The organism is Gracilimonas sp. B-17 (assembly GCF_056857935.1).
Genome location: NZ_JBSXOA010000012.1, coordinates 682,953 through 706,452, shown reverse-complemented (window position 1 = coordinate 706,452; position 23,500 = coordinate 682,953). Strand labels below are relative to the sequence as shown.

Sequence of the window (23,500 nt, the reverse complement as noted above, 5' to 3'; positions counted from 1 at the left end):
TCAATGATCAAAAACTTAATCTGTTCGGCCTTTTTGGGGATCATTTTGTCAGGATTATCTTCTCCTGCCATAGCTCAGTTCAGTTTTCAGTCAACACCGCTGATCGATGTAATTACCACCTTAGAAAATGAAACTGATTACAGGTTCCTGTACAGAGAATCACAGGTCTCCGGTATAAAGGTCACACTTGAAACGAACCGTAATGATTTCATACAGGATCTGAAAACAGAACTGGCCTTTTACCAGATCTCTATAGAATCTGATGAGGTACGAAAACAGATCGTTTTATATCGCAAAAGGAACAGTGAAACACCTACTTTAACGATCAGTGGGCAGGTAGTAGACAATGAATCCGGTGAACGGCTCCCATACGCCACTATATTCTGGAAAGGAAACGGTAAAACGTATGGGGTAGCAAGTAATTCTTCTGGAGTTTTCAATATCAATACAACGGTTCGAAGTCCTGATTTCACGCTTCAAAGCTCCTACCTGGGTTACGAAACCAACGAAATAAAACTTGACCTTCGCGATGGGACCTCATTCGAGGATGTGACCATTCGGCTCACCCCAACCGCAGTTCAGGGACAGGATATTGTCATCACCGGTATCACCTTTCCATCAAGTTCTGACAGTATCTATCGAAGTTTTATAAATACCGGTGTTTTGAGTCCTTTTGGGGAAAACAATACCACACGCGCCTTGCAATCCCTTCCCTCAGTTTCTACAGGACCGGCTGTCAACAATGGAATCACTGTAAGAGGGAGTTCACCTGATGCCACACAGATCCTCCTTGATGGCATCACCATCTATAACCAAAGTCACTTGTTTGGATTATTGGACAGCTTCAACCCCAACGCTCTTCAAACATCCGGTTTCTTCTATGATGTAACACCGGCCCAACTGCCCTCCTCTCCAGGTGGTACCCTTTCCATGCTAACCAAATCCGGTTCCCTGAATCAATTTAACAGCTCAGCCGGACTTAGTAATACTGCTTTTAATGCTACAGTCGAAGGCCCACTGAAAAAAGGACGCAGCAGCTTTCTCTTTTCAGGCAGAACTTCCACAATGAATACCGTCAACTGGCTGGGTAATGAAGAGCTGATTGCCTATGGGTTGAATATTGACCGCCCCAGTGAGGTCATAGCCGATAATTTAACTGAACTTCAGTCACGCCTGGTAACACCGGGCGACTATAATGCTGCTTTTTATGATCTGCATGGTAAGATCTATCTTGAAAATAAGAATGGAGGCCGGTTGACCTTTGGGGCATATTACGGTGCAGATAATGTTTCTCAGGATGCCAAACGATTGGTGCGCAGGTTCAACCCGAATCAACCTCTTGAACGCTTTAGTTTACAAGAGGTTGAAACTCTGAATAAATGGGGTAACTTCAGCTCAAGCATCTCCTATAAATCTCCGCTGTCAACCCGATTATACAGTCAAACCCTGACAGCTGTCAGTATATACAATACCGAATTCAAAAAAGATGATTTTGTTTACAACCGGGTGAATTCTGATGGAACAGGTATACAGGTCTTTACTTTTCCACTGGAGAATAAGAGTGTATTCAACGAGATCAAGTTCGATCAGAGCTTTGACCTTAGCATGCCTTCAGGGTTTTGGACCTTTGGTGCATCCTATCAATATTTCTTTGGTGAATATTTTGAGGAATCGTTTGATCGTCCAGGTTTACTCAATGAATTCCAATCCAATCTTATTGATGTGTACGGGCAACTGGACCTTACCAATTGGGATCTGTTAGACCTGCACCTGGGAAGTCGCCTGCATTACTATACTGATGTATCAAAAGTATACTTTTCCCCGCGCATCAAACTAAAATTTTTGGATAAGCGACCACTTTCACTTGGCGTTGGTTATAGTAAAAACTATCAATTCATGCATCGGTTATCATTCTACAACGTAAGCAGTCCCGATATATGGGTGATCAGTACCGATCAGCAACCACCAACCTCATCAGATTATTTTACAGCCGGGATCTATGCCCGCATGGGTTCAAATACACTGCTTCAGGTAGAGGGCTATTACAAAATGCTTGATAATGCCCGATTGTTTGAGATCAATTCTCAAACACTTACCAACAGTTTTGAAGCCCTGCCCTGGCTTTATGATAACGATGGTATTTCGAAAGGCCTTGAGGTACTGCTCAGAAACCGTTTGGGACCGGTAACCCTCACGAATTCATATACCTTGTCGGAAGCTACCTTCAGCAACCCTGATATCCTTAACGGCGAGGAATTCTATGCCCAGTGGGACCAGACTCATAGTTTTAACAGCTCTGCAGATATCGGCATTACCTCGAATCTCACTACTTTCCTTAGCTTCAACTATGCTTCCGGATCCCCTAATCGATTGTATTTTTTGCAGGTTGAAGACCAGAAACGGCTATCTGATTATCAGCGGCTGGATGTGGGCATTGAATACTCAGGAGCTATCGGGCGGGCGGAAATTGAACTTAAAGCATCAGTATTTAATGTTCTGGATAGAAAAAACACATGGTATCGCGAACTGAATCTGGTGATCGATACCTCGGTCCCTCAAAATGAGCGACGCCTTACCTCACAACCTGTGGATGTCTATGATCTGGGTTTTCAGCCTTCTTTCAGTGCTCAGGTTTGGTTTTGATCTGATTCGGAAACCACGGCATCCACTTCCATTTCAACGATCAATTCCGGGTCTATAAGTTTACTGACCTCAACCAGTGTAGCCGCCGGTTTGACTGATCCAAAATACTCTTCATGGGCTTTACCAAAGGCTTCCCAATCTTCAATATTGGTCACAAATGTTCGGGTTCTGACCACATCATTCAGTGAAGCACCCGCTTTCAATAGAGCTTTTTCAATATTTTTGATACACTGAACCGTTTGGGTATAGAGATCACCCTTTCCCACTATTTTGCCCTCTTCATTTATAGCCGTGGTTCCTGAAACAAACACCTGATCACCTACACGAACAGCCCGGCTATAACCAACTTTCTTTTCCCACTCCGCTCCGGAGCTATAGTTTTGCCTTTTCATCAGTCTGCTAAACCTGCCTCTGCCGTTAAGATCAAAAAAGCTCTTTGAATTCCCTTGTAGCCTTCATCATTGAACCACCACTCATCAAGTGAATGTGAGTTTCCACTACTTCCACCTCCACCTATGGTCATAGAAGGAATGCCCATAGAGATCGAAACATTACTATCTGTTGATGAACGAGCCAGTTCCGGGTCTTCTCCAAAAAATCTTGTGGCCGCGATAGCTCTCTGAATAAAAGGTGAGGATGGATCAATGGTTCCGGAGGGACGATTCCCTATCATCTCAATTTCAACAGATAGATCAGGTCCTTCCGTTTTGATGCTATTCGCTTCCGCCAAAGCTTTATCGATCGCTTCATGCATAAGGGCATCGATCTGCTTCAGGCTTTCCTGACTTTCGGATCGCATATCTATTTCCATCCAGTTTTCGAAGGGAACTGAATTAACTGACGTTCCCCCTCCAATTCTTCCAACATTATAACTGGTTCTTGCTCCATTCTTGACGAAATCAGAAGCCATATCTTCAAAGATCGCAATAGCTCTGCCCAATGCATGAGCCGGATTCCCGATCCCAAAGGCTCCCCATGAATGTCCTCCGGGCCCCTTAAAAGTCACACGATACCTATGTGAACCAAGTGCCTGATTAACGATCCTGGAATCACTGCTTCCATCAATGGAAATAAAAGCATCGATATTTTCACCTTCTGTTTCGAACAGATGCTTCACACCCCTAAGATCTCCAATACCTTCTTCACCTACGGTGCCTACAAACCAGATATTATCCCGGGTCGAGATCCCAAGGGTCTCATAGGTATCGACCAAAGTAAGTAGTGCAGCTAAGCCACGGGTATCATCGGTAATACCCGGAGCAAATAAAGTATCATTTCTGACTTCAACTTCAACATCTGTTCCTTCGGGAAATACGGTATCCAAATGAGCCGAGATCACAATATTTCGCTCTCCTTCTGTTCCTGGCCGAATACCGATCACGTTACCCTCATTATCAACTCTAACCTGTTTTAGCCCCAGTTCTGCCATCATTTCTGAAAATTTTGTCGCACGTTGCTGTTCCAAAAACGGCGGAGCCGGGATCTCAGTGATCAGGATCTGATTTCTGACAGTAATTTCATCTACAGCCTCAATATGTGCCAAAGCTTGTTGGACCCTATCATGATCGGTCAGTTCCATTATTTCATTTTCATAGACCTTTTGTACTGTGACCTCAGTTTCAGGATCTGCTTTCTCCTGAGAAGTTTTTGATGTACAATGATTCAGACTAACAAATAGAATAAGAAATAAAGTGAGGTTCAATAAGTTTTTCATAAAGTATGTAGTGTAGTATTAACCGTTAGTTGATATCTGCGGAAAGATCAGGTCCCAATGGTATTTCCAGTTCACCGGCTTCTTCGATCAGTTGGTTGGCTGCTTCCGTTTCACCGGCTTGATCCAATAAAACAACCAAAGCAGATCTAGCCTGAAGATGATATGGATTATACTCAAGTGCCTCCGTATAAAAGCCTCGTGAGTCATCAGTATCACCATGTGTATGAGCTAACTTTCCCTTCAAGGCTAATACCTCAGCCCTATGAAGAGGCAGTTTTACCTCCATTTCCAGCTTATTCAGGATCTCCATTCCGTTGTCAACCTCAGAAAGTAACCCGTGAACTTCAGCAAGTAGCATTTTGTCCCGACTGTTAAGCCCCTCAACTTCAATTTTATCAAGAAATTCCCTGGCTTGTTCATTATTACCATTAAGGACATGGATCCGGGCGATCCTGATAGGATATCCTGATATATTATTACCCGCTGATTCCAGTATACGCTGACCTTCTTCCAGAACTCCCAGAGCCTCATCATTGAGTTCTTGTCGCATTAATACATCAGCATAGGTTGAACGAAGATCAAAATTCTGTGGATTCTGATCTAACAAATCCCTGAAAAACGGGGTAACATCAGCCGAGTATCCAAGCTGACTCTTCAATTCATTGGTAAAGGTTTCTGCTTCCTCCTTTCGATCAGTCAGATAGGTAGAAATGGTTGGGGCGGTGGCAACATAGGCTTCTGCGGTATTAAGAGCCTTGGCAATTCTTCCATATTCAAGATATCGTTGACGCATCAAACGATTTAATTGTGCAGCCTCAGCCAGATCTTCTTCCAATATCTTAGCCTGTTCAAGCAGTCCATCCTGTTTATTAAGTGCCTCATCAAAACCAACCTCGCCACTTAGAGCCTGATAATGAACGATATTTGCCTCATTGATATAAACAGGGGCATATGTCTCATCAATATTCTTTGCCCTTTGAATGTATGTAAAAGCTTCTTCGTAATTTCCCTGTCGGGCATGAACTTGCGAATATTCCAGTATAGCAGGCACATAATCCCGGCTGTAGGTCAATGCTGTGTCAAGATAGGATGCTGCAAGAGTGTGGTCATTACTTTCTCTTTCAGCTAGAGTCAGATAGGTCTGTGACCAATTTTCAGCCAATACGCTTTCATTGCCGGCAAGATACTCTTCCTGCTTCTTCAAAAGTTCTTCCAGAAATGCATAATAGTCCGGATCTTTCTCCTGAATAAATTCTTTTGTGTTCATGGATTTGTGATTCAAGGGATGAACCTTTTTCTCTGCCAGAAATCCTGCGTAGCCCTGTGCAAAGAATTCACTTTCATTATTAGAGGCATAATAATCCAGGGTTTTATTATTGGCCATTGCCTCATGATACAAGGCCCGGATCTTTCGGTCTTCAGCATCTGTCAGTATCCTTCCATGGTATAAATGGGCATACTCATGGGCAAGAACATTCCTTTCCAAATGAGCCCCCCTTTCCAGATACTCGATCCCGGTAGCCCCGCTTCCCACACCCCGGATATCCATCCACTGCCGGTTATCAAAGGTGGTTCCAAATCTGAAATAGTTACGATCCATGGCTATGGCCAGATCAATATGCAGCGGAGGAATGGCAAAATCCGAATCAAATTTCCGGATCATTTCCAGATAGGCTTTACTGGGGCCGATCTGCTGGGCTATCATCCTTTTAACCCTGTTACCCGGATAATACTCTGCATCCTTAAAGACATCATAAAATACAGACTCTTCCTCAGGGATCTCAGTGTTCTCTATGATCTGTTCAAGCTCCTCATATTCCTCCAGATACTGAAACTGCCGCTGTTTGATGACAGCTGCCAATGCATTATGCGCCGGACCATAATTCTGTTTTCTCTCAAGGATACGGCGGAAATGTACCTCTGCAGAATCGAGTCGCTCGGCTCTATCCATGCTGTAATACATATAATAGAATGATCCTCTCATCATCTCAGGCAGTACAGATTCCGGATGATCTTCACCGATCTCACGCGTCAATTCGATCGCTTCCTCCACTCGGTCCTGTGCCAGTAAAGCATCAGCTTTCTCTAGTTTTTCACGAACGGCCTCATCCGATTCATGGGTGTAATCAGCATAGGTCAGATTTGTATGTCCGTTTCCAAAATGCCAGTGTGTCAGGTAATGCAAAGGGTTTACCTTAAAAGCCAGATTCCAATGGCCGGCCATATTATCAAGCTGAGTGGCGTCAACCCTTCTCCAAACGGCATATCCATAACTGAAACGAGCATCTGCATTAAATGGGTTGACCTCCAGGGCTTTCTGCAGCGCAGGCTCAGCTGCAGCGGGGTCTTGATCCCAAAATAATACCTCTCCCTCCAATAGGAATCCTTCAGCAAGAGCCGGATCCCATTGCTGAATATCCTGTGCCCACTTAAGGGCTTCATCATAATCACGATTCAATAGTGCAACCTTGCCCTTCACATATCCTGCTTTTGCATCAGATTCATTTTCACGTAATATTGCATCAGCGATCTCCCCGGCATTATCCAATCTCCATGCCTGAATCTCAAGATCCGCTTTCAATAGACGGGCTTCCCTGTTTGAGGGATTACCTTCCAGAACTTCATTCACCAATGTTTCTGCCGTTTCGTATCGGTGCTTCTTGTAGTTGAGACCGGCCCTAATCAGTTTCGTCTCGTCAGAATCCCCCAAATCATCCAGGTAACCCTCTGCCTCATCCCATAAACCAAGTTCCACAAGTTTCTGAACATCATTATGGGTCACCCCTTGTTCCAGCACCTGCAGGGTTTGGGTTCGTTGTTGCGCTAATTGCTGGGTGGCTGTGGTTAGGTTATCAGCATTATTATGTGCATTCTTACCACAAGCGGAGGCTAGAATAATAGATAATAAGAGCAATCCAATGAGTTTAAACCTGTAATATTTATTCATTCTTATTTGAAATTTGAAGAAGATATTCTGTGTGGTCATAGATATGAACTCTAAAAATTCTGGTATCAATTATTACAATTTAATTATGAATACGAAATGGTTCATCAGCAATGTTTGAACCAATTCCTTTTTTGGATTCTTTAACCATTCTGGCTACTTCTTCCATCAATTTATCGTTGTTGATCACGATCCCGTCTTTTATGGTGTGGATGATACCCTTGGTTCTATACATCTCGTTGTCTTCATCTAAAGTCACAGCACCAAATGAGTATAGAAACCGAAGGTTATATAATGGGCTGCCATCAACCAGGATCAGATCCGCTTCATATCCCGGACGAACCAATCCTGTTTTATCTTCTATTCTTAATGCTTTAGCACTGTTATGTGTAGCAGATTTTAAAACTTCAAGGGTATGCATTCCAGACTCACGTAATAGCTGAAGTTCACGAATATTCGAAAAACCAGGGGTTGCCCAGATATAGTTATCATCGGTTCCGTAGGCTACAGTTCCCCCCTTTTTATTGAATGCATAGATCAGATCACCCCAAAGATCATAAGCTTCATACCAGGTCTGTTCATCATCAGAAGTCCAGTCGTAATGGAATGAACCATGGTAAGCCGGATCTGGAAGGTTCCATTCTATCAATGATTGGTGGGTATATTTTTCGTGCCATGGAAGGTTTTGAGCTCTTAAAATATCTCGATTTGCTTCATAAACCACTTGTGTGGGTTGCATCATAACACCGTAGGCAACCAGAGAATCAGCAACTTCATTAAGTAATTTTTCTTTATCCGCTTCCTGCCAAACTCTACCTGCTTCTCTGAAACGATGATTTTCATTATCAAAATTGTAATCTCTTGGATAGTCCTGAACAGATCTTTCAAGTGAAGATTCCCCATACCCATAATGATGAAGAATAAATGTAACACCAAGACGGGCGGCATCCACTGCATCTATAACAGCAGTGTATGATGGTGGAATATGCACACCGGTAACACCTCCATTATCCCAGACAGATCTCGCAGCCGCTTTAAATAATTCCTGATTCCAGGCAATTCCATTTAAATAGACCTGACGAGCACCTTTCTCAACCATTTCCTTTGCAACACGAGGGGCATTCTTTGGATCATTCAGAAAGATCTCATCATAACCTAAAGTAGAACCCCATGACCACAATGGGTACATGGTTGGAGCAAGTATTTCATTTTTCTCAGCCCTATTGGCCTCATCCATCGCATATTCTACTCCCCGATCAGATGCAGGACCAAGTGTGGTAACACCGTGCGCCAGTTTCAGATAATAAATATATTCCAAAGGCATGGGTTCCTGTCGTAAATGAGCATGGAGATCAATTAATCCCGGCATCACATATTTTCCTTCAGCATCAATAACCCTGTCACCGGTAGGTCTGTTACTGTCTCCTCTTCTTTCTGCTGTTACCGGATCAAAAGGGATCATCTCAGTGATCATATTTTTTTCAATCACAATATCATATGGCCCAACCGGAGGACCACCGTGCCCGGGTATGACCATTGCATTGCGAATAACCAATCTGTCATATGGGCCTTCGGCAAGATCTCCGAATTTCTTTTGAGCTATTAGATCTGTTGAAATGGTATTGAATAATCCGATCAACAGAAACAGGATTAAAAAACCCGGGGTGTACTTTGTAAAAACCATGATCATAATATTTTGGAAGAGATGAATAATAAGGGATCAGGTCCTATCAACAGATTGAAAAGACCTGATCATAGAAACTGTTTTTAGTCTACTAAAAAGGGCGAGGTCATGATATTTTCAGGATCAACTCCTTCTTTCGACATTTTTACCATTCGCTCGATCTCTTTCATTAAAAGAGCATTTTCTATTACTACACCATCTTTGATAGTGTGAATAATCCCTTTTGTTCTATACATGTCACCATTTTCATCGGTGTTAACAGCACCAAATGAATACATATTTCTAAGATTATATAGAGGACTTTCATCTACTATGATCAAATCAGCGATATATCCCGGTCGGACAAGGCCAAGTTTTTCCTGTCTTAAAGTAACAGCACTATTATGAGTAGCCGCCTTTAACACTTCTAAGGTATGCATACCGGTTTCCCGCATGAGCTGTAATTCTCTCACATTAGAAAAACCCGGTGTTGCCCAGATATAGTTATCATCCGTGCCATAAGAAACATGGCCACCTCGTTTATTGAATTCATAGATCAAGTCACCCCAAAGGTCAAATGCATATGTCCAATAGTATTCATCATCAGAAGTCCAATCATAATGGTAAGAACCATGATAAGCGGGATTTGGTAAATTCCAATTGATCAGGGATTGATGGGTATACTTTTCATGCCATGGCAAACTTGAGGCTCTTAAAATGTCTCTATTTGCTTCATACACAACTCTTGTGGGCAGCATATGAACACCATAGGCAAATAATGAGTCAGCCACTTCACCCAATAATCTTTCTTTGTTAGCTTCAGTCCAAACCTTACCGGCATGTCGAAATCTGGCATTCTCATCGTTATAATTATAATCACGCGGGTAATCCTGAACGGATCTGTCAAGTGAAGACTCAGCATATGCATAATGATGCTCTATCATGGTTACTCCCAATCTAGCGGCATCCACGGCCTGTGTAACTGAAGTAGTGTTTGGTGGAATATGATAGGTAGTAATCCCTCCTGCATCGGTTACTGCTTTAGTTGCAGCACCTAATAATTCCTGATTCCAGCCCAGGCTTCCAACGCTAACTACATGTGCTCCTTTCCGAAACATTTCTTCAGCAACCCGTGAAGCATTTTCCGGATTTTCGATAAACTCACGATCAAAACCGGTATTTGTTCCCCATCCCCAAATTGGGAACATTTTTGGAGCCAGAATCTCATTATTTTCACTTTTTCGGGCTTCACTCATGGCATTATCCAAACCTCTATCAGGGGCTGGTACCATGGTGGTCACACCATGTGCAAGCTTTGTATAATATACATATTCAATTTCCATTGGATCCTGACGCAGGTGCATATGAAGATCGATCATACCCGGCATTACATATTTCCCATTGGCCTCAATTACTCTGTTTCCGGTAGGCCTGTTACTGTCACCTCTTCTTTCTGCTGTCACCGGATCAAAAGGGATCATCTCAGTGATCATATTTCCTTCGATCACTATATCATAAGGACCAACCGGAGGTCCGCCATGACCGGGAATAACCATTGCATTTCGAATCACAAGTCTATCGTAGGGACCTTCCGCAAGATCTCCAAATTGTTTCTGAGCCATCAAACTTGAGCTAAAGCCCATTAACGCCACTAAGGTAAGTAACGCTGCTATTTTGATACATTTCATAATTACACCTAAAATTATTTTTAAAAAGAAACCCCTGCTTTGAACAGGGGTTTGTATGTTATCATATAAAGCTACTTATATGTTATAAACAGATTTAGTATTTGTCTTTCTTGCCAAGCTCTGCTTCCTGGGCATCAACCATATCACGCACATCCTTCAAAAGTTGCTTTGCGTCGTAAACTATTCCGTCTTTGATGGTATACTTAACACCACCAACACGTACTATATCATCTACGCCTTCTACTCTTATCGCCCCTGTTCCATATAGGACTTTCAAATTCTGCAAAGGATTCTCTTCAACTATTATCAGGTCGGCAAGTTTGCCGGGGCGAATAATTCCAAAAGGAGGTTCTTCATCAAGTTTTTTATAAAGTTCATCAGCGCCGTTCATAGTAGCAGATCTGATGACTTCTAATGGATGAAATCCTGCCTCTTGCAATAATTCAAGTTCTCGAATGTAATCAAATCCATATAGCTTATATATGAATCCGGCATCAGAACCGGTGGTCACACGTCCTCCTGCATCTTTGTAGTCATCAAGAAATTGCATCCAACGCTGATAGAAGTTTTTCCACTGCACTTCATCTTCTGTCGTCCAGTCAAACCAGTAAGATCCGTGAGCACGCCTGTTTGGCTTATAGAAATCCCACAGAGTTGGAAGTGTATAGTCTTCATGCCAATCTGCATTTCTTGCTCTCATTACATCACGACTCGCCTCGTAGATAGTCATGGTTGGATCCATGGTTAGATCATGTTCAAGAAACAGATCAATGAGTGCGTTCCACTCTTCGCCACCCGGTTCAACGATCTTATTCCATTGTCTCGCGACCTGGCCGAATCTGTCCTGCTCATTCTGATAATTATAATCATTGGGATAAGGTTGCAGGTCATGGTCATCATACATTGACTCAAACAGGCCATAGTAATGGGTCTGAGCTCCTAAACCTAACTTTGTCGCATCAGCTGTGTTCATTCGAACCACGCCAATTTGATCAAGGTGAGCCGTACTATTCAGGTTTAATTTTTCAGCTTCATCCAGTAACGCCTCCATAATTAACGGATCATGAGCACCAACTTTTAACCCATCAATACCTTGATCCTTTGCCCATCTCACCCATTCCCGGGTTTCTTCTGGAGTATTAACAGGCTTATCCCATCCTGAACCTATACGGTGGTAACTAAACATTCTTGGAGCAGTGATCTCATTTCTCTCACTTCTTCTTTTTTCACTCAAAGAAGATTCAAGATTATCAAACGGTACTCCACGAACAGTTGTGATACCGTGGCCCATCCAAAGCTTATAGGTGTATTCCGCATTAGGCACTTTAGGTTTACCACCGGTATGAACGTGCATATCGATAAACCCGGGCATCACATACATTCCTGAAGCATCCAATTCTTTGGTTGCTCCGTCAGGACGTCTTTCCTCGTCTATAGGAACCCCCGGATATCCGACCCTATGTACAGAAACAATTTTGTTTCCTTCAATTACGATATCCACAGGACCCGTCATAGGTGCCCCGGTGCCATCGATCAAATTTGCGCCCCTGATTATTAGGCGCTCATATGGTCCCTCGCCCTCTGATCGATCCGGTGCCGGATCTGAAGGTTGTGCAATCGCTATGTTAGCAACCATGGAGAGTATCAAAACCCCCATGGTTAATAACTGTGTTTTTAAGTTGTATTTTTTCATAATAATAAGCTAAATGTTTTTAATTATTTAAAGATTAGAGGTCAGGGTTAGCTAACTGCTCATTTCTTGGAATTGGAAGTAAGATGCCCGGAGTTGTAACAGCATCTTCATTAGGTAGCCAGTTAGATGATTGAGAGCCAAAACGATATAAGTCGTTTAGGCGTCTTCCCTGAAGTAAAAGGTTTGCTCTTCTTTCGTGCTCGATAAACAACTCAAAATCATCGCCCGGCTGCATATTAGGTAATCCATCCAGGTCCCTGACAACATTGATCTCGTTTCTGGCTCTGATATCATCTGATCCAACTAATTCTTCTGCAATGATCAAATGCATTTCTCGGGCAGATAACCAAGTAAATGGCGAGTAGTTTTCTGTATACGTTTGAGTATCATAGAAATCATTTATTATTGCCTCTGCCCTTGGATCTGTATTACCAGTCACAATGTCATTGAACGGAGGTGACAAAGTAAGTTCACCACGTGAGTTAACCTGTCCGGCTAAATAATTGGTCACATTGGGTGTTAAATAGTCAATAGTAGCCTTATAGTCCTGAGACATTAAAGCCAAAGCATCTTCAGCGTCCTGCACAGCACCTGTACCAGATACCAGTGGGTTAGCAGGTATGGTTCCTTTTGGATTCAATTTATTCCAAACGCCTTTAGCATGTTTAGCTCTTGCTCTCAAACCAAGTACCTGAGCTTCAAGTACGTCATTGTTTAGAGATTGAACTATAGGAAGTGCATTATCCAACATCGAAATGGCTTGGTCATATAGTGTTGACATCTGACTTTCACCAATTGCCGATGATGTTTCTATTCCATCTGAGAACACAAAGTTATCGTATGAATCGGCAATAACTATTCTCGTTAAAGCTCCATAAATGTAGCTTTTGACTAGTATTGATCGGTCGGTTAGTTCATCATTTGAATCGAATTCTTCGAGCTTCTCGATCGCAAAATCTGACATATATCTTGCCTGACTAATCTCAGGAAAGCCCGCAACCAAGATCTCATTGGCATCGAATGCTACACTTCCTTCATTAAATATCTTGTACGATTCATATGAACCTGTCCAATATATTTCATCGCTAATTGTTGATGTTGCAGCAAAAGTCCAACCCATACCTGACATCAAGGCACTGAGTTGGCCATTTTTCAAGCCCTCTGCTGATGAAGGTGCACCTACATCTTCAACTGTCAGGCTGTTTGGGTTTTCTACTTCGAGTAGATTACAACTCCCCATGAAGAAAAGGAGTGCTCCCAGCATAAATAAGGAGCCATATCTAATTACTATATTGGTCTTTGTATTTTTCATAACTGAAATATTTTTGAGTGAAATTTCTTTGTTGGATTCTCTGATTAGAAATCAAACTTCAGAGTCAATGCATAGGTTCTAAGCAGAGGAGTACCATAAGTATCCATTCCTCCACCAAAGTTTTCTTGCAGTGAAGCTCCCTGACCCAAACTTGCCTCACCCGTCGCTAATGGATCAACACCACCATATTTTGACCAAAGTGCCAGGTTATTTCCTGAAAGTGTCAGTGAAGCATTATTTAATCCAACTCTTTCAACCAGATCGGATGGTATTCGATAAGAGACACTTAAATTAGCCCATCTTAAATAATCAGCTTTTTCGATCTCATTCAAACCATCAAAAGGAGACAGGGAAACATTGTTGGTTACCCACTCCTGTGCGGCATCAATTCTTTCCTGAACAGTACTGGCAGGGTTTTTAAGAATGGACTCTAAAGTTGAGGAGCTCAGTGTATTTCGGCCAATTGCCCCGTTAACTCTACGGAACGCATCCGTCAGGTTATGATGGTAGTAATTTCCAAATGCATACTGGAACCTACTGCTCACTGTTATATTCTGTTGGATATTTGCTGTAAATCCAAATGATCCTTCCCAGTCAGGAGTTGGTTTACCTAAATAGTGATCCAGGTAAGTTGAGCCACCAGGTAATGCATCCCCATTAGCACCCGCTACCATTATAGCCGAGTTAAATGTTCCCGGATCAACAGGGTTGGCAAAGAATGCTTCCAGTTCCGCCTGGCTGTCAGGAATTCCATCCTGATTACTGTCAAATGGAAATGCGATACCCGCTGGTAGCATGGTTCCAAAATAGGAACCCGGGGCATAGCCCTCTTTAATAAACATACGGTCACGTATGTATGAGGCGTCTATCTTGATCGGTGGCTGACCTCCAAGTGATTCAACTGTTTCACTCAAGTAAGCTGCATTTGCAAATACATTTAAGGTGAAGTTTTGGTTTTGAACAACATTACTGTTCAACCCAAATTCCCAACCATTTGCGGCCAATCTACCGGCATTTGTTAACTGTGCTGTGGTAAATCCACCTGATGGTGCATAAGTTCTGTCAATTAAGGCATCTTCAACAATTCTGTCCCAATAGGTTGCTTCAAAACCAACCCGGTCTTCAAATAAACCTACTTCAAAACCAAGCTCCCACTCGGTTGCTACTTCCGGTTTCAGGTCTTGATTTCCTGGGTTTCCGGGTAATACACCGGCACCTTCTGCTGAATTAACCGGCACAAAGGTTGTAAACCGATCAAACGCACCCGGTTGTTGCCCGGATTGTCCCCACGCTCCACGAATTCTAAAAGAAGAAACATTATTAACTTCTAGATCAAGCGCAGAAAATGGAATGAATGAAGCTGAAAACTTAGGATAAGTAGCGTAGTCGAAATCTTCACCAAAAGCACTACTTGCATCCATTCTTAATCCTACAGTCATATATAACCATTCTTTGTAATCAAGTTGCTCTTGCAAGAAAGCTCCTGCATTTACTACTTCCTGAAAGTAGGAATCTGATGTTTGAGCAGCAGTTGCGCCTAAAACCTCAAGACCGGGGCCAGAAAAACCGGTACCGGTTGAATTGGCTGTATTTTGCTCTTCCTGATAGGCCTGAAAACCTGCTACAAATGTTGAACGAAGATCTTGATTAATATCCTTCATCCAGTTCATTTTAGTTTCCAGAGACTTTACCATTTGCTGTCTTGTTCCGATCTGAATTTGACCGTCACCAGTTGGTGCTACACCGTCTACGTTATAACCAAAGGGAAGAAAGTTTGCACTTCTTTGATCTCTGTAATCCAATCCAAATGAGGCATCAAAAGAAAGCCCATCCAATGGGAAATAATCGATAGTAAGTACAACACGACCTTGGTTTGTAAGGTCAGTTACCGTTGGATAAGTACCTTCTCGAGTGGTTGCAAAAAATGGAATACCAAAAGTATCATACTGGCTAGCTTGGCCAACCCTTTCAGGTTTTGCATATCTAGAAGTACTGGTAGGTGTATATATAGTGATACCACTTTCATAAATACTTATATCGGAATTGGTATAAGAGGTTTGAGCTCTGAATGTAAGCTTATCACTAGGCATGAAATTTAGGTTACCGGTAAAATATAACTTCTTATATATGTCAGAAGCTTCCCCAACCTCACCTCCGTTAAATACAGAAGGTTTTGGGTTAAATGGACCATCTGTATATGTATATCTTAGGTTTGAGAAGTATGTCATAGACTGACCTCCTCCCTGCACAGAGGCAGAAATCTCTTGTCCAACACCAACATCATAAAGATCTATGAGGTTAATCGGGGTTTCAAACGGTTCATAGAGATCTACATTCACACCGAGTATATCACTGATATTCTGCTGCTCAGTAGCATTTTCTGCAAAACCGGCATTTTTCTTAAAGCGATCAGGCATTTGATACAATGTAGTACCGTACTCTACATCAAATTGTGGCTCAGACTCCTGACTTCCCTGTTTGGTAAAGATCTGGATCACCCCTGAACTTGCTTGTGATCCATATAATGTAGCAGCTGCAGGCCCTTTCAGGATCTCAACCCTTTCAATAGAATCAAAGTTAATATTAGACAAACCTGATGGAGAACCTAAACCACCGGCCCCGAAACCAGGAGCAAAACCTCCTCCTCCATTCACGCGAACCCCATCAACATAAATTAAAGGCTGATTGGTCATAGATAAACTGGATGTACCCCTGATTCGAATCTTAGGTTCCTGATCAATAGCACCACTTTGTGCATTGATATTTACACCGGCAATTTTCCCGGTCAGGGCATCCTGAATGGATGTGGTAGCCACATTTTCAATTCCATCAAATTCAACCGACGAAATAGTGTGGCCCAACGATTTTCTTTGCACTGTTCCACCAGTACCGGTCACAACCAATTCATCAAGATTTAGAGTAGAAGTAGATAAAATAAAGTCCTGAACCAAGGTCTGTCCGGCCTGTAAAGTTACCTCCACTACTTCAGTTCTAAATCCAACAAATCGAGCGGATACTTCATGGGTACCTGCAGGAACTCCTGTGATCTGGTAATTTCCATCGACGTTAGTTGAAGCTCCCAGAGTTCTTCCATCGATCCTTAACGTTACGTTTACACCGATCAAAATTTCTCCTGATTGATCAGTAACCTGTCCTTCTATTGTTCCGCTTTGTGCTAAAGCCATTCCTGGCAAGCACATCAGAACAACCATAATTATGAAATTTGGTATCTGTATTTTCATTTGAGTTGTGGTTAGTTGTTAATGGTTAGAGTTTTGTTGCACATTTAATTTGTCCTTATTCTTTATTTCTCTTGACATCAGTTTAAATCAATACTTTGCAGGCGCACCTATCTCGGGTAATGATTCTTCTATAAATTCTCTGATATGCTGATTTGATGTTTCCAGATCCTCAGTTCTCAGATACATCATATGTCCGCTTCTATAGCCTTCGAACCTAAAACGGTCTTTCATTTTGCCACTTGGGTCAATATTCCACATGGTATATTTGGCCGAGAAGTAATCAGTTGCCCCATCATAGTATCCGGCTTGTACCATTACTTTAAGATTTGGGTTTTCTGCCATTGCGCCACGCAACATTTCACCGGTTTCGTTTCCATCTCTGTTCCATGGCCTGACAGGTCCTGAAACGTAATATTGAAGGTCTGTTTTAAAGCCCAGTACATCCTGAACATAGTGATTGATAGCAGGTGTGAACGAATGCTTCCAGGAGGAATATTCCGCCGGATAATCATAGTTTTCCCCGCCATCTGTTTTATCGATCCCAATGTAACGCGAATCAAGCCTACCGATCGTATGGCCTTCATCTCTTAATAACTCCTTCCAGAAAGCATTGGAAGGCACTGCTAAATTGTAATCCTCTACGAATTCTTCAGAAAGCCCTGAGTACCGTGCAATCTGCCCAACTAATTGATCTTTTCTATTTTGGCTTATAAATCCACCATAAGACAAAGCTGGCAACAATTCTTCGATGGTAAATCGCTCAACCTCAGGAAGTATCTCGGTTAGATCCTTATTTTGCAGTTCCGGGGTTAACTGCTCATGATACCATGCGGCGGCTGTATAGTAAGGCAATTTCAGTACAGACGAACGTGGCATAGGACCTTCTGGCTCGAGTCCCAATCCTGTTGGCGACACTAAAATAACTCCATTAAGGAACATCCAATGCCTTCCTTGTAATTGGCCAGCTAATCCAGAAACGCGTGGGGTACCATAACTTTCACCAATGAGATATTTTGGGGACTTCCAACGCTCATTCCGTGAGATAAACGTATCGATCCAATCAGCCAGATACGCCAGGTCTTCGTTAACACCAAAAAACTGTTCAGGCTCACCATCATTCAATATCCTTGAAAACCCGGTGTTAACAGGATTAACATAGACGATATCAGCTACATCAATAATTGAATGTGGATTGTCTTCAACACCATAGGGCTGAACAGGGTAACCTTCATCACTTATTTTCAGCCTTTTTGGACTTGTGTAACCAAGGTGCATCCATAATGAGCCTGCTCCCGGACCACCATTGAAAGAAATAAAAATAGGTCTGTTCTCATTGTTTCTTACATCAGTCCTTTCATAGTATGTGTAAAATAAAGCGGCATCAGTTTCCCCATCCTCCCCGTATACAGGTTGAGTACCAACTGTAACTCTGTAAGGAACTTTTTGTCCTTTCACCGTTACTTCATCTGTAGATATGATCGTGGTATCAGCAGGTAATGCCCTTTTTTGTGCTTTTACAGAAATAGAAGATGATATTAAAACAATTACGATAGCTAAGAGCGTGCTATTTTTATAATTAATGATAGAGGTATACATGTTTCTGATTTTGTTATGATATGGTATGGTTGATGAATTGGTATCTGAAAATTGGTCGGTCAGTTAATTTTTAAATATTGTTGAAAGAATGAACCAAACATTTTCTTTGCGCTCCATTAGCCTTCGCTTGTAATAAGGAAACCACATAGTACCGTATGGCACATAAACCCTGGCATTGTATCCATCCCTGACAAAGTCTTCCATGGTTTCTTGCCTAAGACCATAAAGCATCTGAAATTCAAACTGTTCTTTGGATATTCCAGTGTCCTGAGTATAATTTTTGACCCAGTTTATGAGTTGATCATCGTGGGTAGCTATTCTTGGGTAATTGGTTTTCTCAAATAATATTTCCGCATACTCTTTAAATTTGGCTCTTATAATATTCATGTCTTGAATAGCTTTTTCGGCGGGTTCCTTATACGCTCCTTTGCATAACCTTACATCAGCACCTAAACCAGCCAGCTCATTAATATCATATTTGGTACGATGGAGATAAGCCTGAATAACTATACCAACATGTTCGCCAAATTCACTGAATGCTTCCTTAAATAGTTGGATGGTAACATCTGTATAATCTGACCCCTCCATATCTATTCGAACAAACTGCTTGTTCCTCCTGGCTACTTCCAATAGTCTAAATAGGTTTTCTTTACAGTATGACCGATCAATATCCAGTCCCAACATGGTAAGTTTGATGGAGATGCTACTGTCTAAACCAGCATCATGAATTTCATCAATGAGATCAATGTAACTTTGGACGGTCAGATCTGCCGTCTCTTTATCACTTACATTTTCACCCAGCAGATCAAGGGTCACTTTGATCTGTTTTTCATTAAGTACTTTAACCTCAGGTTTTGCTTCAGAAAAGGATTCTCCGGCAACGAATTTTTTGGCTAGTACAAATGGAAGCTTCATAGAATATGATCCAACTAAATAATTTCTTGTAACTCGTTGCTGTAGAATATGTAGAAACTATTTCGTTGAAAAAATACGTTTGGAGACGATCAGCTCAATTGGAAGCGCTTTTAACTATTCTTTACAAAATAAGTTTTTGGGATAAGCCGTTGTCGAGTGATAAAATTTAGCCACTAAGTATTAGCTTTTATTTCATTTGAAATTATTCTGTATTTCCGAAATTTTGCAACTCTTCAAATAGTTCAAAATTGGAACCATTTACATTTTTTTTCGATAAATGAGTTCATGTCAATTCCTTTATACCTTGTTCTTTTCTCTCTTTTGAGCATCAAAACTGATTTTCAACCCTAAGGATCAGTATGCATAATCTGAATACTTAGTAAAAAATGAACCCCTTAATTTTTCTATTGGTATCTATCGAATGCATGCAGCCTGCCATAACATATTAAGCGGTCTTGATAAGATATAATCTCAGTAAGGCTATATTTTACTATTGAGCTATATAGGATAATGAAGTTATATACCAGCGATCTTCATGTTGTATGAGAGCGAACAGATCATACCCTTTCCATTCCATTAAGTTATCTTCAGTACCAAATCTTGCATCGTATTCCACCCAGGCACTGGCCAGTCCATTTCTGACGGAGACCTCAGAACTTATCATGCGTTCCTCAAAGATCGGCTGACTATCGGGCCCCGATCCTGTTTGCTCCAGAAACTGAGTGATCGTATTGGTAAATAATACAGGCACCGAATCTGATTCACTTTGCCAGATGGTTGTCAGAACGGCCTGATCGGTGAATAATGATTCAAATCTTTCCCAGTCCCTATCGCTGAAGGTTTGGTAATAATTTTCGAGAAATGCCTGTATCTCCGGGTTATCTGCCGGAACTGGTTTCTCAGGTTTACAGCTGAGTAACATCATTGGGATAAACACTAATACAAGAGGAATAATGATGCGTTTCATAGCTATGGATTAGGTTAACTGATCCTGAGTAATTAGCTAAACCTCATCTATAAAAACAACCGGTTTTTCCCCAATTCGTTTTGGAGCTCTGCTCCAAAATGCCTTGCCGAGGCTCCGCATCATACCATGGAAGTTAATAGAAACGAATCCTCTTAAAACTTCAACTTGAGGCAGAGCCTCCATTAAGGATCACGGAGCAGAGCTCCGTGATGAGGTGCAAAGCCCTAATTTAACTCAACATAACGTCCCTATGGGACGTGGCTTTGGAATCTCATATCCTTTTTTATAAACATGTTGTCCCTAGCGGGACAGGATCAGAGTACTTTCAAACCTAAAAAGCTTTTAAGCTATACACCCTTTTCATCATGAGAACCAAACGGTCAGCCCGGCCCCGCTAACACATCTATGAGAACGTCAAGCACACTAACCCTGCTCCATCGGAGCAGCACGTTTGTAACCACCATGTACCCCAGTCTACCCTCGCGCCGTAGGTACGATATATGGCAGCCTGTCCTCGTTCCGGAACTCTGCTTCGTGGTGTAATGGTCACCGAATGGTTCACTGACATTCGCTCAAAATGTAGCCCAATAAAAAAGCCAAAGCGCTTTGAAGGCACTTTGGCTTATGTTTTAACTGTATGGTGGAGGTGCGGGGAGTCGAACCCCGGTCCGGGAAGGTAGACCTGTTAGCATCTACATGTGTAGGTACTGATTGACATTCGCCTGAAGCCGAGCCCAGTACCTAAGCGACTTCAAACTATTCTGTTAAAGTTTTACGTAAATGCGACAGAAAGCACACTTACGCTATCCTATCTTGTATGACGTCCGGGCTGGCAATGATAGGCACTTAACCAGCGGGACGGCTCAACAGTTTAAGCTGCTAAGCGGTATGAGTAATTATTGTCAATTACTTTTGATCCATAATGATTGTTATTACGAGAATCATTGGACAATCTCGACACGCAACCAACGGTGATACTCAACCCGTCGAATCCAGAACACCCCCAATACGTCAATGAACTACTTTAAATATACGAAATTTTACGCTCATCTCTTAACCCTGTTATAACATAATAACCCTGCCTTTTATTGTGCGATCAGGCATTCCGGCTTAAAAAATGAGTATTCCCGGTCACCCGGTGCAGGGTGTTTCCCCGGGTGATATACTGCTGCCCGAACCGGTTCTTGATCTGATCCATTGCCTTGATCCTCGCAGCCTTCTCTTCATCATCCTGAAAGAACACATTTAGCTGGCTCGTCTTATCAATATCGTGCGTGCCTAACACGATATTGCGGATCTCCTGACCGTTCCGGCAGGCCTGTTCTATAGAGGGCAGGATCGCATCCATACAGGCCTGATACACATAATCATCGATATTGGTGTGAGCCGGTGTCACGAACCGGAAGCCCACGCCCGATTTACCCTGCTCATTGAAGCCGAACATCCCCGAATAACTGCTGGCCCGGATACCATACGCCCGCATCCGGTAACAGACCTTCTGTACGGCGATGGCAAACTCCCCTTTGATGCGGTCCACTTCCGTTGAACCTTCAGAAAACGTGTGTCCATAGCTGACCCCCTGTTTGGGCTTATAGTCCTCAGAGATCTCCTCCATTACTCTGCCCTGATCCTGCCCTGTAATGGTTTCATATAGCATCTTTCCAAAGTTCGCCCCGAACAGCCGAATAAAGGTCTGTTTATTTCCCCGCTCGGCCACATCACCGATGGTCTTGTAGCCTTCAGCCAGGATGTGCTCATGCCGGCGGCGGCCCACGCCCCACACTTTCTTCAGCGGCAGCGGCCATATCTCATTGCGTTCATCCTCATCCGTCAGGATCAGCGTTCGGCCTTTGGGTTTATTCAGGCTGCTTGAGAGCTTGGCGTAGGTCTTGGACCGGGCTACCCCCACGGCTCCCACCAAACGCGTGGCTTCGTAGATCCGCTTCTGCAGCCTCAATGCAAAATCATCGATCTCCCTGCGCGAGCGGTCCTTCAGAAAATCGATCTCCATGAAGTACTCATCCATGGAATAGCGCTCCACCACCGGGGCAAACTCCTTAAAGATGAAATGCACCTGTTTGGAAATGGCTGTGTAGGCATCATAATCCACCTGAAGCATACATACGTAGGGACAAAGCTGAAAAGCCTCAAAGGCACTGATCCCTGTACTGATCCCCATCTTCCGGGCCTCGTAACTGGCGGTAGCCACAATACCTTTGACCTGTCCGTTTTCCTTGCGCCACCCGCCTATGATCAGCGGTATCCCATAGATATTCTTCCGCAGCTGCTCCACTTGTGCGTAAAAACAAGCGAAGTCAAAATGCAGATACAGCCGCTCTTTCCGCGAGGTATGCTGATGCTCAGGATATACGGTGTTGTACAGGGTGATCCGATGGAGATCCTGCTCTGGTTGATATGGATGGGGCTTATGTTTCGACATTTTTCTGCTTTACATATTGATATGTATAAAATATGTGTATAGTTTAAAACGACCAAACCAAATCACTGGTCATGAACAAATTTCCACTGGTCGAGATGATCGCTTTTTTCAGCCGTTATTCGCAGGCTCAAAAGCCTGACTGGAGGAAACCATATGTGAAACATTTGGCACGGGTACGCTCCTGCCACAGTAAGGTGGATGGTGGGGTCCGGAAGTCGTTCTACAGTGTGGAAACTAAAGAAGGACCTATACTGGAACTGATTTTTAATGAGGAAGAACTGCTGTGGTCGCTGGATCCCAATTCGGAGATGAAAGATTACGTCGTGGACCGTATGCTGGCGCTGATACAGCGGCATAAACATCTGCCCTCCCGGGCGCATCGTATTGTGCCTTACCGGTTTGAGATCATTCCCAGGTCACAGATACAACAGGAACAGCCGGGCATTGAACTGCCCCTGGTTCAGCGCATGCAGCCCTATCGGTTTCAGTCGGGAAAGATCAACTCAGCACAGATCACCAATATTCCCACCAAGCATATGGAGAATGTCATGATCACCAAGCAGCTGCACTATGTGGTGGAAACCGATGTTCAGCGTTTTTTCCATTTGGTATACATCCTCGATGAAATGGACTGGCGCCTGATACAGGAAGTGGATGAGGAATTCTTTTTTGTGCGATAGTGA

At 42.8% G+C, this 23,500-nt stretch carries 14 protein-coding genes and 1 other RNA gene; 2 read left to right on the top strand and 13 right to left on the bottom strand.

Features of this window, described 5'->3' with window-relative positions; all coding sequences use genetic code 11:
• Positions 1–3 precede the first annotated feature (3 nt).
• The gene (locus tag AC13FX_RS11545) at positions 4–2,643 is read left to right on the top strand and encodes a TonB-dependent receptor (RefSeq protein WP_482880811.1); all 2,640 of its coding nucleotides are present in this window, start codon (positions 4–6) and stop codon (positions 2,641–2,643) included.
• Here the strand turns inward: AC13FX_RS11545 and AC13FX_RS11540 are convergent.
• From AC13FX_RS11540 to AC13FX_RS11480, 13 genes are all read right to left on the bottom strand, one after another.
• Positions 2,628–3,035, bottom strand: coding sequence for a RidA family protein (locus tag AC13FX_RS11540; RefSeq protein WP_482880810.1), 408 nt, complete (start codon positions 3,033–3,035; stop codon positions 2,628–2,630). The genes AC13FX_RS11545 and AC13FX_RS11540 overlap by 16 nt on opposite strands.
• Positions 3,035–4,357, bottom strand: coding sequence for a M20/M25/M40 family metallo-hydrolase (locus AC13FX_RS11535; RefSeq protein ID WP_482880809.1), 1,323 nt, complete (start codon positions 4,355–4,357; stop codon positions 3,035–3,037). Before AC13FX_RS11535 ends, AC13FX_RS11540 begins: the two co-directional genes overlap by 1 nt.
• A 25-nt stretch (positions 4,358–4,382) precedes the next feature.
• Positions 4,383–7,343, bottom strand: coding sequence for a tetratricopeptide repeat protein (locus AC13FX_RS11530; protein ID WP_482880807.1), 2,961 nt, complete (start codon positions 7,341–7,343; stop codon positions 4,383–4,385).
• A 40-nt stretch (positions 7,344–7,383) separates the two neighbouring features.
• Positions 7,384–8,985 carry an amidohydrolase family protein gene (locus AC13FX_RS11525; protein ID WP_482880805.1) on the bottom strand — a complete coding sequence of 534 codons (1,602 nt, stop codon included), beginning with the start codon at positions 8,983–8,985 and terminating at the stop codon, positions 7,384–7,386.
• An 83-nt stretch (positions 8,986–9,068) separates the two neighbouring features.
• Complete coding sequence (locus AC13FX_RS11520) at positions 9,069–10,586, bottom strand: amidohydrolase family protein (RefSeq protein ID WP_482880804.1); 1,518 nt, start codon at positions 10,584–10,586, stop codon at positions 9,069–9,071.
• 160 nt (positions 10,587–10,746) lie between these two features.
• Complete coding sequence (locus AC13FX_RS11515; protein ID WP_482880803.1) at positions 10,747–12,345, bottom strand: amidohydrolase family protein; 1,599 nt, start codon at positions 12,343–12,345, stop codon at positions 10,747–10,749.
• Between the two features lie 34 nt (positions 12,346–12,379).
• Complete coding sequence (locus AC13FX_RS11510; protein ID WP_482880802.1) at positions 12,380–13,657, bottom strand: RagB/SusD family nutrient uptake outer membrane protein; 1,278 nt, start codon at positions 13,655–13,657, stop codon at positions 12,380–12,382.
• A 44-nt stretch (positions 13,658–13,701) separates the two neighbouring features.
• Entirely contained in the window at positions 13,702–16,842 is a 3,141-nt protein-coding gene (locus AC13FX_RS11505) for a SusC/RagA family TonB-linked outer membrane protein (protein ID WP_482880801.1), read from the bottom strand.
• A 144-nt stretch (positions 16,843–16,986) separates the two neighbouring features.
• Positions 16,987–18,495, bottom strand: coding sequence for a S10 family peptidase (locus AC13FX_RS11500; protein ID WP_482880800.1), 1,509 nt, complete (start codon positions 18,493–18,495; stop codon positions 16,987–16,989).
• A gap of 63 nt (positions 18,496–18,558) precedes the next feature.
• The gene (locus AC13FX_RS11495) at positions 18,559–19,410 is read right to left on the bottom strand and encodes a proline dehydrogenase family protein (RefSeq protein WP_482880799.1); all 852 of its coding nucleotides are present in this window, start codon (positions 19,408–19,410) and stop codon (positions 18,559–18,561) included.
• A 490-nt stretch (positions 19,411–19,900) separates the two neighbouring features.
• Positions 19,901–20,377 (bottom strand): nuclear transport factor 2 family protein, encoded by a 477-nt coding sequence (locus AC13FX_RS11490; protein ID WP_482880798.1) that lies wholly within the window; start codon positions 20,375–20,377, stop codon positions 19,901–19,903.
• Between the two features lie 638 nt (positions 20,378–21,015).
• Positions 21,016–21,382: a transfer-messenger RNA gene (ssrA, locus tag AC13FX_RS11485) on the bottom strand.
• A gap of 91 nt (positions 21,383–21,473) precedes the next feature.
• Positions 21,474–22,817 carry a Y-family DNA polymerase gene (locus AC13FX_RS11480; protein ID WP_482880796.1) on the bottom strand — a complete coding sequence of 448 codons (1,344 nt, stop codon included), beginning with the start codon at positions 22,815–22,817 and terminating at the stop codon, positions 21,474–21,476.
• Positions 22,818–22,888: 71 nt separating this feature from the next.
• Here AC13FX_RS11480 and AC13FX_RS11475 point away from each other — a divergent pair, with 71 nt between their 5' ends.
• A complete protein-coding gene (locus AC13FX_RS11475; protein ID WP_482880794.1) occupies positions 22,889–23,497 on the top strand; it encodes a hypothetical protein in 609 nt (202 codons plus the stop codon).
• Positions 23,498–23,500 lie beyond the last annotated feature (3 nt).

What these genes read in the sequence shown, in the direction of transcription:
- AC13FX_RS11545 (WP_482880811.1), top strand. Translation starts at nt 4, where the DNA reads ATGATCAAAAACTTAATCTGTTCGGCCTTTTTGGGGATCATTTTGTCA.
- AC13FX_RS11540 (WP_482880810.1), bottom strand. Translation starts at nt 3,035, where the DNA reads ATGAAAAGGCAAAACTATAGCTCCGGAGCGGAGTGGGAAAAGAAAGTT.
- AC13FX_RS11535 (WP_482880809.1), bottom strand. Translation starts at nt 4,357, where the DNA reads ATGAAAAACTTATTGAACCTCACTTTATTTCTTATTCTATTTGTTAGT.
- AC13FX_RS11530 (WP_482880807.1), bottom strand. Translation starts at nt 7,343, where the DNA reads ATGACCACACAGAATATCTTCTTCAAATTTCAAATAAGAATGAATAAA.
- AC13FX_RS11525 (WP_482880805.1), bottom strand. Translation starts at nt 8,985, where the DNA reads ATGGTTTTTACAAAGTACACCCCGGGTTTTTTAATCCTGTTTCTGTTG.
- AC13FX_RS11520 (WP_482880804.1), bottom strand. Translation starts at nt 10,586, where the DNA reads ATGGCTCAGAAACAATTTGGAGATCTTGCGGAAGGTCCCTACGATAGA.
- AC13FX_RS11515 (WP_482880803.1), bottom strand. Translation starts at nt 12,345, where the DNA reads ATGAAAAAATACAACTTAAAAACACAGTTATTAACCATGGGGGTTTTG.
- AC13FX_RS11510 (WP_482880802.1), bottom strand. Translation starts at nt 13,657, where the DNA reads ATGAAAAATACAAAGACCAATATAGTAATTAGATATGGCTCCTTATTT.
- AC13FX_RS11505 (WP_482880801.1), bottom strand. Translation starts at nt 16,842, where the DNA reads ATGGCTTTAGCACAAAGCGGAACAATAGAAGGACAGGTTACTGATCAA.
- AC13FX_RS11500 (WP_482880800.1), bottom strand. Translation starts at nt 18,495, where the DNA reads ATGTATACCTCTATCATTAATTATAAAAATAGCACGCTCTTAGCTATC.
- AC13FX_RS11495 (WP_482880799.1), bottom strand. Translation starts at nt 19,410, where the DNA reads ATGAAGCTTCCATTTGTACTAGCCAAAAAATTCGTTGCCGGAGAATCC.
- AC13FX_RS11490 (WP_482880798.1), bottom strand. Translation starts at nt 20,377, where the DNA reads ATGAAACGCATCATTATTCCTCTTGTATTAGTGTTTATCCCAATGATG.
- AC13FX_RS11480 (WP_482880796.1), bottom strand. Translation starts at nt 22,817, where the DNA reads ATGTCGAAACATAAGCCCCATCCATATCAACCAGAGCAGGATCTCCAT.
- AC13FX_RS11475 (WP_482880794.1), top strand. Translation starts at nt 22,889, where the DNA reads ATGAACAAATTTCCACTGGTCGAGATGATCGCTTTTTTCAGCCGTTAT.